This is a genomic window from Methylobacterium sp. P3_A11 (genome assembly GCF_056403155.1).
In genome coordinates this window covers 1-10,753 of sequence record NZ_JBFUGA010000148.1, presented here as the reverse complement: position 1 = coordinate 10,753, position 10,753 = coordinate 1, and the positions used below count along the sequence as shown (strand labels likewise).

The window sequence follows — 10,753 nt, the reverse complement described above, 5'->3', positions numbered from 1 at the left end:
GTCCTGCGGGGCGCCCGCCTCGCTCGCCCGGCGGCATCCGGCGCCGGTCTCGACCTCCGCCCGCGCCTGCAAGGCGTCGCCGGGTTCCGTGTCGGCGAGGAAGGTGACGCCGTCCCATGTCACGGTGTCCACGGCCCCGGCGACCCGCCGGGACAGGCGCAGGCTGATCTCCGAACGGCCGAAGGGGCGGGCGAGGATCAGGGTCCCGTCCGGTTCCGGCCAGGCGGGGCCGGGCGCATCCCCGGCCCGGGCGGACGCCGCGAGGGCCAAGGGGGCGAGGGCCAAGGGGGCGAGGGCCAAGGGGGCGAGGGCCAAGGGGACGAGGGCCAAGGGGACGAGGGCCAAGGCGACGACACCACCCAGACGGGCGGCGCGGGACCGCATGTGGGACCGAGGCTGCATCGCGTGACCATAGCTCAGGATCGGACCGGCATGTCGACCCTCCTCGAACGGCTGGCGCGGATGGCGCGCCGCACCGCCGGCGGCCCGGCGCTCGCCGCCAAGGCCGCCGCGGCCCCGGCCTTCGCCCTCTACGCCGAGGGCCGGGCCAGCTGGACGCCCCGCGATCCGGCGGCCCTCGCACGGGCGGGCTATCAGGCCAACCCGGTGGTTCATCGGACGGTGCGCCTCGTCGCTGAGAGCACCGCGAGCCTGCCGCTGATCGCCACCGGTCCCGGCGCCGGGCGGGCGGCCGACCTGCTGGCGCTGCTGGCGCGACCCAACCCCCGGGAGAGTGGCACGCATCTCCTGGAGACCGTCTACGCCGACCTCCTGCTCACCGGGACGGCCTACCTGGAGGCGGTGGAGCTCGACGACGGACGGATCGCCGCGCTCCAAGCCCTGCGGCCCGGCCGTATGCGGATGCTGCCGGGTCCGGACGGCTGGCCGGCGGCCTACCTCTACACTACGGGCGGCCGCAGCCGCCGGTTCGACCTCCCAGAGCCCGGCGCCGCGGTGGCGCCGATCCTGCCGCTGGCGCTGTTCCATCCGGAGGACGAGACCGGCGGCCTCGCGCCGATCGCGGCGGCCGCCACGGCGCTGGACATCCACAACGCCGCCAGCGCCTGGAACAAGGCGCTGCTCGACAACGCCGCCCGGCCCTCCGGGGCGCTGATCTTCGCCGGTGCCTCGCTCTCCGAGCCGCAATTCGACCGGCTGAAGGCGGAGCTGGAGGCCAACTACCAGGGCGCCGCCAATGCCGGCCGGCCGCTGCTGCTGGAGGGCGGCCTCGACTGGAAGCCCCTCGCGCTCTCGCCGCGGGACATGGATTTCGTGGAGGCCAAGAACGCGGCCGCCCGGGAGATCGCCCTGGCCTTCGGGGTGCCGCCCCTGCTGCTGGGCCTGGCCGGCGACAACACCCACGCCAACTACGCCGAGGCGAACCGCGCCCTCTACCGCCAGACCCTGATCCCCCTCGCGACCCGCACCGCCCAGGCGCTGGCCGGCTGGCTGGAGCCCGCCTTCGGCCCGGTCGACCTGGAGCCGGACCTCGACCGGATCGAGGCCCTCGCCGGCGAGCGGGAATCCCTGTGGCGCCGGGTCCAGGCCGCCGAGTTCCTGTCGGTGGCCGAGAAGCGCGAGGCGGTGGGCTACCCGCCCGAAAGGCCGCGGGAGCCGGCGCCCTGACGTGGCGCGGGCCTCGCCCCCCTCTGCCGGTGGCATCCAACACGGACCGTCCCTCTAGCCCGCGTCGCACCCGAGGATCCCACCATGGACGGCCACTTCTCCGGCTATGCCAGCGTCTTCGGCGTGCCCGACCTCGGCCGCGACGTGGTGGTGCCGGGGGCCTTCGCGGCGAGCCTCGCCCGGCGGGGCGCGGCCGGCGTGAGGCTCCTGTTCCAGCACGATCCCGCCGAGCCGATCGGCCGCTGGCTCGCCCTGCGGGAGGATGCCCGCGGCCTGTTCGCCCACGGTCAGCTCAACCTCGCGGTGCAGCGCGCCCGGGAGATCGACGCGCTGATGCGCGGCGGCGGCCTCGACGGGCTGTCGATCGGCTTCCGCACGCTGCTGGCGCGGAAGGGCGCGGGCGGCGAGCGCCGCCTCCATCAGGTCGACCTGTGGGAGGTCTCCCTCGTGACATTCCCGCTGCAGCCGTCGGCCCGGGCGAGCCCGGATCCCCCCGAGCCGCCCCTGGTCGACGCGATCCGCGGCCTCGCCCGGCGGATCGCCCCGTCCCACCCGGCGACACGGTCCGCCGGGCTGCCGCCGGGCGCCCGGCCCTGATGTCCAATCTCCCTCCGATGAGGTCCCCCATGGATGCCCACACCCTGATGGCCAGCACTGCCCTGGAGACCAAGAACGGCCAGCACGCGCTGGAGAACAAGGACGCCACGCCCGAGGGCGGGCCGGTCCGCTCGGCCCTCGACGATCTCGCCGCCGCCTTCGCGGCGTTCCGGGAGACGAACGATGCCCGGATCGGTCAGATCGAGGGCCGCCTCCGCCCCGACGTGCTCTCCGAGGAGAAGCTCGCCCGGATCGACGCCGCCCTCGATGCCGCCCGTACCCGCCTCGACCGGATCGCCCTGGAACGGGCGCGGCCGCCGCGCGGTGAGCCCGCCGTCCGGGAGGACGGGCCGGCGCACGCGCACAAGGCCGCCTTCGACCTCTACGTCCGGGCGGGCGAGAGCGGGGGGCTGAAGCACCTGGAGGCCAAGGCCCTGTCGGCCGGCTCCGGCCCGGATGGCGGCTACCTCGTGCCCGACACGATCGAGCGCACCGTCCTGACCCGCCTCGGCCAGGTCTCGCCGATCCGGTCGATCGCCAGCGTGCAGCAGATCTCCGGATCCCAGTACAAGCGGGCGGTCTCGGTGGGCGCGCCGGTCACCGGCTGGGTCGCCGAGACGGCCCCGCGGCCCGAGACCGCCGCGCCGGCCCTGTCGGAGATCGCGTTCCCCGCCATGGAACTCTACGCGATGCCCGCCGCCACCCAGACCCTCCTCGACGATGCCGTGGTGGATCTCGACGCGTGGCTCTCGGCCGAGGTGGAGACCGCCTTCGCCGAGCAGGAGGGCGTCGCCTTCGTGTCCGGCAACGGCGCGAGCCGCCCGCGCGGCTTCCTGAGCTACGACACCGTCGCCAACGCCGCCTGGGTCCCCGGCAAGCTCGGCTTCGTCGCCACCGGGGCGGCCGGCGCCTTCCCGTCGAGCAACCCGGCGGACGTGCTCTTCGACTTGGTCTACGGGTTGCGGGCGAGCTACCGGCAGAACGCCGGCTTCGTGATGAACCGGCGCACCCAGAGCGCGATCCGGAAGTTCAAGGATGCGGAGGGCAACTACCTCTGGCAGCCGCCGCTGGCCGCCGGCCGGGCCGCCACGCTGATCGGCTTCCCCGTCACCGAGGCCGAAGCGATGCCGGATCTCGGGAAGGACAGCCTGTCGGTGGCCTTCGGCGACTTCCGCCGCGGCTACCTCGTGGTCGACCGCACCGGGATGCGCGTGCTGCGGGATCCGTACTCGGCCAAGCCCTACGTGCTGTTCTACACGACCAAGCGCGTCGGCGGCGGGGTGCAGGATTTCGACGCGATCAAGCTCGTGAAGTTCGGCTGAGGCGCCGCCCGCCCCCGACCGGGGCGGAGGCGGGCAGCGGCCGGGGACGCCTCGATCCCCGGCCGTCGTCGGGACGCCGAGAGGGCTTCAGCGGTCCGCATTGCCGTCGCGCAGGGTGCCGGTGGGCTCCTGCACGTGGGCCTCGAGGAACCACAGGTGCTTGTCCACCGCCCGGGAGATCTCGGTGAACAGGTCGGCCGTGCCGGGATCGCCCGCCTCGTCGGTCTCGTCGATGTTGTCGCGCACGGCGTTGGCGTAGCCGGCATAGCTGTCGATCAGCGCGGCGATGTGGTCGGCGATGGCGTAGATACCGGTGGGGTAGGGCGGCAGCTTCGTCCGCTCGGCCACCGCCTGTGTCGAGCCCAGCGCCGTGGCGCCGAGCTGCGTCGCCCGCTCGGCGACCTTGTCGTTCAGGTCGTCGAGTTCGGTGCGGAACCCGTCGAGCATCTCGTGGACGCCGATGAATTGCGGGCCCTTGAGGTTCCAGTGGGCCTGCTTGATCGCCAGGGCGAGGTCGATGCCGTCCGCCAGGCGGGCGTTCAGGGCCTCGACCGCGACCTTCTTGGCGTTCGAATCGGTGTCGTTGCGGGTCTTGTGCGCCCGGGGGGTGTTGCTTTTGCCGGTATCGGCCATGGTCTCGCTCCGTGATCCGGGAAGGTTCGGATGCGAAAGCACCAGTCCGGCCTCAGGTTCCCGCCGGCGCGCGGGATGCCCGGGGTGGTATGCGTCTCGCGCGGCGCCAGACGGGTCCATCTTGCGCCCGGTCTCCGTGCCGGGCTGCGCTCCTCGGAGGCGCGGCCGAGGCCGCCTGCGTGCGTCCCGTTAGCGGCGGCGGCCGGGACGCGCCATCCAGTCGGACCGATTGCCGCGGGGCATCGCCTCGCCGACCTGGATCCGCGACAGTTCGGCCGAGCGCGACGCGATCCAGCCGGCATGCTCGGCCACCGGGGTGACGGCCGTGAAGCCGCCGCAGGCCGTCCGGCGTGCGCCCTGCTGCAGGGCGCCGCTCGACCAGCTGACCACGCCGACGATCCGGTAGCCGCCGGGGCCGCCGGTGAGGATCGGGCCGCCGGAATCGCCGAGGCAGGCGCCGGCCCCCGAGGTCTCGGCCATCCGCCGCCGGTCGGTCACGACGGTCACCCGGTTGGCGACCTGCAGGGAGCCGATCGACACGAGGTGGGCGAGCCGCAGGATCCGGGCGGAGTTCCGCCGGTTTTCGGCCACCACGCCGAAGCCCGCGATGTCCACCGGCTCGCCGTTGCTGATCGAGGCGGCGCCCCGCGGGTCGAGGGGCACGTAGTCGGTGCCGAGCGGCTGTTCGAGCTTGAGCAGCGCGAGGTCGACGCCGGGCTGGTCCTCGGGCGTCGTGCCGGGCACGAAGTCCGGATGCATGGTGGCGGCGATCACCTGCGTCCGCTGCTGGCGGAAGCCGCGGTCGACGCTGATCACCGTGTAGCCGGCGGGCCGCATCACGCAATGGGCCGCGCTCAGCACGAGGTCCGGGGCGATGAGCGTCCCGGAGCAGATCTCGCCCTCGGTGCTCTCGATCCGCACCGCGAAGCTGCGGGCGCCGTTTGGGTCCCGTGTCGTCGTGCCGTTGATCACCGCCGCCGCCGGCGTCGGGAGCAGGGCGACGAGGCCGCCGAGCAGGGCCACGCCCATCAAACCGGCGCTTACGGATCCGCCCCACAGGCCGCCGCGCAGGCTGCGCTCGCGAAGGCCGGCCTTTCGGATCGGGCGAGGAGACATCGGGAACTCCGGGCGCTGTCGGCGCGGGTGGGTGACGCCGAGGGCGGAGGCGCGGCGTCACGGTGAGCCTAGAGCAAGGCAATGGCGCGGCCAAGCTGAGGTTCCCTGCGGACGCTGGAGTCTGGACTCGATCAGCACCAGAACGCGACGATGGCAGCCAGAGCGACGGCTGAGGGGTCGTTGCAGGCGAGCCTTTTGTAACGGGTGGCGATGCGGAGGTCGTCCTTGGAAGCCGTTGAAGGTCGCGGTGATATCCAACCGCACAAACGCACCGCGGTATCAAATACCCGGTCAGGCTGACTCCTCGCGCCCATGCCGCTCCGGGACTTTCGGATCACCTAAGAACGGGGTGAAGCTGCAGATCGTGCGTCTGCACAAAATCTTTACGCTGCCGTTCGAGCATGCCGGATGGCTTCGGCGCATCAACGGTTTGTCGTCCTCGATGGCGTTCGCGGCGTAGCCGCCATAGGCGTCCTGCTGTTCCACGTAAGTCTGTACATTCAGGCCAACTGGCTCTTCGGCCACGGCTCCTTGGCAGTCGACGTGTTCTTCGTGATGAGCGGCTTCGTCATCGACCAAGCCTACGGTTCACGCCTGAGATCCGGTTGGTCACCGAGGCGCTTCCTGCTCACGCGGTTCGCGCGGCTCTATCCCCTCTACATCGCCGGCACCTTGCTCGCGATGATCACCATTGCTGCGAAGCTCGACGGCGCGCCTGATGCCGTTGTCCTTGCGTGGATGGCTGGCATGCTGCTGTGCGGTGCCCTCCTCATTCCTGTACCGTTCGCCGCCGATCGGCCAGTCTTCCTGCTCAACAGTCCGTCTTGGTCTCTTATGGTCGAGGCCGTGGTGAACATGGCCTTCGCTCTATGCGCGCCGCGGGTAGGCATGAGGGTGGTGCTCGGCGTCACCATCGCGAGCGCTGGCCTGCTGCTATTGGCAGCTGCTGAGGGTCAGAGCCTTCTCAACGGAGGACTCGGATCGACACTTCCCGCGAGCTTCCTGCGCGGGGTGTTCGGCTTTGGTGCAGGGCTAAGCGCGTCAGGGCTCTGGCGCCGGGGATTGCTCGACTCTCTCGGTGCATGCCCGAGCCCTCTGCTGTTCGTCATCCTGTGCGCTGTCCTGTGCATTCCGCCAGACACCGGCACACCATGGCTGGACGCTTTCGGCATCCTGATCGTCAGCCCTGGCCTCGTCGCGACGGCCGTAGTGATCCGGCCGTCCGCAGCGGTGGCGGTTGTCTGCACCGAATTGGGAGCCTTGTCTTATCCGCTCTACATTATCCACATGCCGCTGCTGCGGATGGCCGACCACTGGTCGTCCGGTAGCCCGACCTCGTCCGCTCCGTATCTGGCAGCGATGCTGGTGGGGGCTGTTGCTAGCATCGTCTTGGCCTGGAGTGTGGCGAAGCTTACGGAGGCCGCTAGGGTTTGGACGCGATTAGCACCAGAAGGCGATGACGGCGGCGAGCGCGAGGGCCGAGGCGTAGTTGCGGGCCAGCGTGTCGTATCGGGTGGCAATGCGTCTGAAGTCGTTGAGGCGGTTAAGAGTCGCCTCGATGCGCCAGCGTTCGCGACAGCGGAACTTGTCACGGCGGATCCGGCGCTTGGGGCCGCGCTTGCCCTGGATGACCGGCGTGATCCCGCTCTTGCGTAGGTCAGCGCGCAGCCAGTCGGCGTCGTAGCCCTTGTCGGCGCTCAGGCGGCGGATCCGGCCAGGTGCCTCGGCCAGCACCGCCGGGACGGTGATCACGTCGCTGGCGTTGCCGGGCGTCAGCGGGAGGACGCCGGGCCGCCAGAGGACATCGGTAAGCGCGTGGATCTGGGTCGTGTGGCCACCGCGCGACGGGCCGATGGCCTGCGCCCGCGCGCGCCTTTCCCGCCATGGGCGGAGCGGTGTGCCCGGACGTAGCTGCTGTCGAGGGCAGCTGCGTCACCAGCCCACCCGGCCTTGGCCAGTGCGGCCAGCATCGCCTTCCAGAGGCCGCGCCGCGACCAGCGATTGAAGCGATTGTAGACCGTGGTGTGCGGGCCAAACGCGGCCGGGCAATCGCGCCAGCGGCCGCCCGACGTGAGGACGTGCAGGATGCCCGATATGATCCGCTGGTCGTCCTTCCGCTCGGGTACGGGCTGGTCCCTCGGCATGAATGGTTGGATCACCGCCCATTGCTCATCCGAGAGCCAGAACAGGTTCGCCATCGTCACCGCCAGGCCGCGAACAGCCGCCTGGAATCACAAACTGGCAAACGCCGCAACGGCTTGGTTCGGTTCACACCCTACTCCGTCCAGCGCGCGCGCCGGTCCCAGCCACCGAGGACGCGGTCGATCCAGCCGCGCTGCGGGCCGACCAGGACGCCCTGGGTGAGGCCGCCGCAGGCCCCGCCGATCCAGGCCGACAGCGCCAGCACGGCCCCGTCCGGCCCCGCGATCGGGCCGCCGGAATCCCCCTGGCAGGCGCCCCCGCCAGCGCCCTTCAGCCAGACCAKGATGCGGCTCGGGCCGTAGGGCTCGATCACCGGCAGGGCGACGCTGCGGAAGGTGCCGGTGGAGCGCGGGTCGCCGGGCTTGGCGGCGCCGTAGCCCGACAGGGTCAGGGTCTCGCCCGCCCGGGCCGGGGCGGCGCTCAGGGTCACCGGTGCGAAGCGCGCCGGCAGGGGCGTCGCGGTGCGCAGCAGCGCGAGGTCAATGGAGCGTCGCCGGGCCACGGCCGCGCCGGCATCGTAGCCCGGATGCAGCGCCTGCGCGGCGACCTCGACGAGGACCGGAGCGCCCGCGGCGTCGCGGAAATGGACGCGGTGCTCCCGCGCGCCGGCCAGGCAATGGCCGGCGGTCAGGACCGTGTCGGGGGCGAGCACCACGCCGGTGCACACGCCGCCCTTCGACGACAGGACCATCACGGCCCCGCCGGCCGGCGCCTCCGTGCCGCCGACGATCGCCCGCGCCGGGACGGATGTCAGCGCCAGGGCCGCGGTGACGGCCGCCGTCAGCGCCCGCGCCAGAGAGGGGCGGCGCGCCGGGCGGCGGGACATGCGGCGCTTCGAGATCGACATCGGACCACCTGCTCAGGGACGCGCGATGACCCCGTTACGCATCGAGGCCCCCATCGTCGAGCCGGTGGCCGTGGCGGACCTGCGCGCCTACCTGCGCTTCGCGTCCGACGCGGAGGCCGACGAGGACGCCCTGCTCCAGGCCCTGATCGCGGCGGCCCGCGCCAGCCTGGAGATCGAGACCCGTCGGATCCTGGTGCCGGGCCGCTACCGGATCGCGCTGGCCGCCTGGCCGCTGGACGGGCAGGTGCGGCTGCCGCTCTCTCCTCTGGTCGCGCTCCTCCGCGCCGGTTTCGCGGAGCCCGGGGGCGTCGCCGACCTCGACGCGGGGCTGGTCCGCCTCGGCCCCGACCCGAGCGAGGCACCGGCGCTGCTGGTCGACCCGGCGGCGCCGGATCCCGGCGGCCGCACGATCCTGATCGAGGTCGCGGCGGGCTACGGCGGCGACGGGCCGCCGCTGCCGCCGCCCCTGCGCCTCGCGATCCTGCGGCTCGCCGCCGCCCGCTACGAGCACCGCGGCGATGAGCCCGACGCGGCCCGCACCGACGCCGCCGACCTCGCCGCTCCCTTCCGGCGCAGGCGGCTGTGACCTCGCGTTCCGGAGCCTCCCCGATGACGCCCCCGTCCCAACATCCGTCCCTCGGCACGCGGCGCCGCCGCTTCGTGCTCGAACGCCCCCTGGAGGAGCCCGACGGGTTCGGCGGCGTGCTGCGCCGCTACGTCGCCGGTCCCGTCCTCTGGGGCGCCATGGCCCCGGCCGGCTTGGTCGACCGCCCGGCCGGCGGCCGCTGCGATACCCTCGGCGCCTACCGGGTGACCCTGCGGGGCCGGGCGGATCTCGACCCGACCATGCGGCTCGCCGCCGGCCCCCGGCGCTTCGCGATCCGGGCCGTCACCGAGCCGGATGCGCGGGACCGCGACCGGATCTGCCATGTCGAGGAATTGCCGCGGGAGGGTCGGTCGTGAGCGATCCGAGCCCGCTGCTGGCGCTCCGCGCCGGAATGATCGCCCGCTTCGGCGCCGATCCCGCCCTCGCGGCGCTGCTGGGCGGCCGCGTCCGGCTCTACGACGAGCCGCCCCGGGGCACGCTCCCGGTCTACGCCCTGTTCGGGGATGCCGAGATCCAGGACGATTCCGTCGACGGCTCCGAGCGCCACCGGCACCGCCACGCGATCGTGGTGATCGCCCGGCCCGGCTCGGTGCGCACCGCCCTCGACGCCGCCGAGCGGATGGCGGCGCTGCTTCAGGACGTCGCGATGCCGCTCGCCGGCTGCCGCCTCGTCACCCTGCGGGTGCGTGCCATCGCGGCCCACCGTGACGCCCGGACCGGCGAGGCCCGCGCGACCCTGACGGTCGAGGCGGTCACCGAGACTGTGTGAGAGAGGTCCGACGCAAGCGTCGCACCCCTTTCCCGGACAGGTGGAGCGATAGCGGAACCTGATCCGGGAACCAGCACGGGAATCGTCGCGCAGCGACGCATCGTGGACGCTTCGCGACGTCTCGCGCTGGATCCCGGGTCGCATTCCGCTGGCGCTGCATGCGCCCGGGAAAAGGCCCTTTCCGAACCGGCGAGGCGCCTTGGGCGCCGACTCTATCGAGACAGGAGGACCCGATGGGCGCGCAGAAGGGCAAGGACCTGCTGATCCGGGCGGGTGACGGCGCGGGGGGCTTCGTGGCGGTGGCAGGCCTGCGCAGCCGCCAGATCACCCTCAACGCCGAGACCGTCGACGTCACCAACGCCGATTCCGTCGGGCGCTGGCGCGAGCTGCTCGCGGGGGCGGGGGTGCGCCGGGCCGCGATCGCGGGCTCCGGCGTGTTCCGCGACCAGGCCTCGGATGCCCGCCTGCGGCTGATCTTCTTCGAGGGGGCGATCGACACCTTCCAGATCGTGATCCCCGCCTTCGGCATCCTGGAGGGTCTGTTCCAGATCGCGAGCCTGGAATACCGGGGCGACCATGCCGGCGAGGTGACCTTCGACATGAGCCTCGAATCCGGCGGCGCGCTCGCCTTCACGGCGGCTTGAGGGCCATGGCCAACCGGATCCGCGGCGAGGTGCCGCTCACCCTCGGCGGGCAGCGCTACACCCTCTGCCTCACCCTCGGGGCGCTCGCCGAGCTGGAGGGGGCGCTCCAGGCCGGCGACCTCGCGGGGCTGGCCGCGCGCTTCGCGGGCGGGCGCATCTCGGCCCGCGACCTGATCGCCCTCCTGGGCGTCGCCCTGCGGGGCGGCCACGATCTCGACGACGCGGCGGTGGCGCGGCTGCCGCTGGCGGGCGGGCTCGATGCCGTCTCGACGGCCCTGGGCGCGGTGCTGGCGGCGGCCTTCGGGGAGGCGCCGGGTCCGGCAAACCCTCCCTAGGGCCGGACGCGGGCGTCCCGACACCGCGTCCGGCCCCGGGCACCTTCCCCTGGGA

At 72.9% G+C, this 10,753-nt stretch carries 13 protein-coding genes and 2 pseudogenes; 9 read left to right on the top strand and 6 right to left on the bottom strand.

The window, feature by feature from the left end:
• Window positions 1-384: hypothetical protein (locus AC1DXK_RS28355; RefSeq protein ID WP_457108427.1), on the bottom strand; the 384-nt coding region annotated here is incomplete at its 3' end.
• 48 nt (window positions 385-432) lie between these two features.
• Here AC1DXK_RS28355 and AC1DXK_RS28350 point away from each other — a divergent pair.
• The 3 genes from AC1DXK_RS28350 to AC1DXK_RS28340 all read left to right on the top strand — a co-directional run bounded on the left by AC1DXK_RS28350 (window position 433) and on the right by AC1DXK_RS28340 (window position 3,545).
• Entirely contained in the window at window positions 433-1,626 is a 1,194-nt protein-coding gene (locus AC1DXK_RS28350; RefSeq protein WP_457108426.1) for a phage portal protein, read from the top strand.
• A gap of 84 nt (window positions 1,627-1,710) precedes the next feature.
• Window positions 1,711-2,223 (top strand): HK97 family phage prohead protease, encoded by a 513-nt coding sequence (locus tag AC1DXK_RS28345; protein WP_457108425.1) that lies wholly within the window; start codon window positions 1,711-1,713, stop codon window positions 2,221-2,223.
• A 47-nt stretch (window positions 2,224-2,270) separates the two neighbouring features.
• Window positions 2,271-3,545 (top strand): phage major capsid protein, encoded by a 1,275-nt coding sequence (locus AC1DXK_RS28340; RefSeq protein ID WP_457108429.1) that lies wholly within the window; start codon window positions 2,271-2,273, stop codon window positions 3,543-3,545.
• Between the two features lie 87 nt (window positions 3,546-3,632).
• On the opposite strand, the gene dps is transcribed toward AC1DXK_RS28340, so the two are convergent.
• The 3 genes and pseudogenes from dps to AC1DXK_RS28325 all read right to left on the bottom strand — a co-directional run.
• The gene (gene dps, locus AC1DXK_RS28335) at window positions 3,633-4,178 is read right to left on the bottom strand and encodes a DNA starvation/stationary phase protection protein Dps (protein WP_457108424.1); all 546 of its coding nucleotides are present in this window, start codon (window positions 4,176-4,178) and stop codon (window positions 3,633-3,635) included.
• 189 nt (window positions 4,179-4,367) lie between these two features.
• Window positions 4,368-5,294, bottom strand: a complete 927-nt coding sequence (locus tag AC1DXK_RS28330; protein WP_457108423.1) for a S1 family peptidase — start codon at window positions 5,292-5,294, stop codon at window positions 4,368-4,370.
• 131 nt (window positions 5,295-5,425) lie between these two features.
• A pseudogene (locus tag AC1DXK_RS28325) lies at window positions 5,426-5,521 on the bottom strand (IS5/IS1182 family transposase); the annotation flags it as partial.
• A 181-nt stretch (window positions 5,522-5,702) separates the two neighbouring features.
• Here AC1DXK_RS28325 and AC1DXK_RS28320 point away from each other — a divergent pair.
• A pseudogene (locus tag AC1DXK_RS28320) lies at window positions 5,703-6,686 on the top strand (acyltransferase family protein); the annotation flags it as partial.
• A 48-nt stretch (window positions 6,687-6,734) separates the two neighbouring features.
• On the opposite strand, the gene AC1DXK_RS28315 reads toward AC1DXK_RS28320, so the two are convergent.
• Window positions 6,735-7,492, bottom strand: a protein-coding gene (locus AC1DXK_RS28315) for an IS5 family transposase (protein ID WP_457108422.1) whose coding sequence is annotated in 2 segments (ribosomal slippage) — window positions 6,735-7,165 and window positions 7,165-7,492 — 759 coding nt in all. Because the reading frame shifts where the segments join, the coding sequence is not laid out codon by codon here.
• A gap of 77 nt (window positions 7,493-7,569) precedes the next feature.
• The gene (locus AC1DXK_RS28310) at window positions 7,570-8,322 is read right to left on the bottom strand and encodes a S1 family peptidase (protein WP_477299542.1); all 753 of its coding nucleotides are present in this window, start codon (window positions 8,320-8,322) and stop codon (window positions 7,570-7,572) included.
• A gap of 46 nt (window positions 8,323-8,368) precedes the next feature.
• Between AC1DXK_RS28310 and AC1DXK_RS28305 the strand changes: the two genes are divergently transcribed.
• From AC1DXK_RS28305 to AC1DXK_RS28285, 5 genes are all read left to right on the top strand, one after another.
• Window positions 8,369-8,929, top strand: a complete 561-nt coding sequence (locus AC1DXK_RS28305; RefSeq protein WP_457108420.1) for a head-tail connector protein — start codon at window positions 8,369-8,371, stop codon at window positions 8,927-8,929.
• A 23-nt stretch (window positions 8,930-8,952) separates the two neighbouring features.
• On the top strand, window positions 8,953-9,306 hold the full coding sequence (locus AC1DXK_RS28300; RefSeq protein ID WP_457108419.1) for a head-tail adaptor protein: 354 nt from the start codon (window positions 8,953-8,955) through the stop codon (window positions 9,304-9,306).
• Window positions 9,303-9,719, top strand: coding sequence for a DUF3168 domain-containing protein (locus AC1DXK_RS28295; protein ID WP_457108418.1), 417 nt, complete (start codon window positions 9,303-9,305; stop codon window positions 9,717-9,719). Before AC1DXK_RS28300 ends, AC1DXK_RS28295 begins: the two co-directional genes overlap by 4 nt.
• A 233-nt stretch (window positions 9,720-9,952) precedes the next feature.
• Window positions 9,953-10,363 carry a phage major tail protein, TP901-1 family gene (locus tag AC1DXK_RS28290; RefSeq protein WP_457108417.1) on the top strand — a complete coding sequence of 137 codons (411 nt, stop codon included), beginning with the start codon at window positions 9,953-9,955 and terminating at the stop codon, window positions 10,361-10,363.
• Between the two features lie 5 nt (window positions 10,364-10,368).
• Window positions 10,369-10,698, top strand: coding sequence for a gene transfer agent family protein (locus AC1DXK_RS28285; protein WP_477299541.1), 330 nt, complete (start codon window positions 10,369-10,371; stop codon window positions 10,696-10,698).
• Window positions 10,699-10,753 lie beyond the last annotated feature (55 nt).

Bases quoted from the DNA above. Each gene is read 5' to 3' on its own strand.
- AC1DXK_RS28285 (WP_477299541.1), top strand. From the start codon at position 10,369: ATGGCCAACCGGATCCGCGGCGAGGTGCCGCTCACCCTCGGCGGGCAG.
- dps (WP_457108424.1), bottom strand. From the start codon at position 4,178: ATGGCCGATACCGGCAAAAGCAACACCCCCCGGGCGCACAAGACCCGC.
- AC1DXK_RS28305 (WP_457108420.1), top strand. From the start codon at position 8,369: ATGACCCCGTTACGCATCGAGGCCCCCATCGTCGAGCCGGTGGCCGTG.
- AC1DXK_RS28340 (WP_457108429.1), top strand. From the start codon at position 2,271: ATGGCCAGCACTGCCCTGGAGACCAAGAACGGCCAGCACGCGCTGGAG.
- AC1DXK_RS28300 (WP_457108419.1), top strand. From the start codon at position 8,953: ATGACGCCCCCGTCCCAACATCCGTCCCTCGGCACGCGGCGCCGCCGC.
- AC1DXK_RS28345 (WP_457108425.1), top strand. From the start codon at position 1,711: ATGGACGGCCACTTCTCCGGCTATGCCAGCGTCTTCGGCGTGCCCGAC.
- AC1DXK_RS28350 (WP_457108426.1), top strand. From the start codon at position 433: ATGTCGACCCTCCTCGAACGGCTGGCGCGGATGGCGCGCCGCACCGCC.
- AC1DXK_RS28290 (WP_457108417.1), top strand. From the start codon at position 9,953: ATGGGCGCGCAGAAGGGCAAGGACCTGCTGATCCGGGCGGGTGACGGC.
- AC1DXK_RS28330 (WP_457108423.1), bottom strand. From the start codon at position 5,294: ATGTCTCCTCGCCCGATCCGAAAGGCCGGCCTTCGCGAGCGCAGCCTG.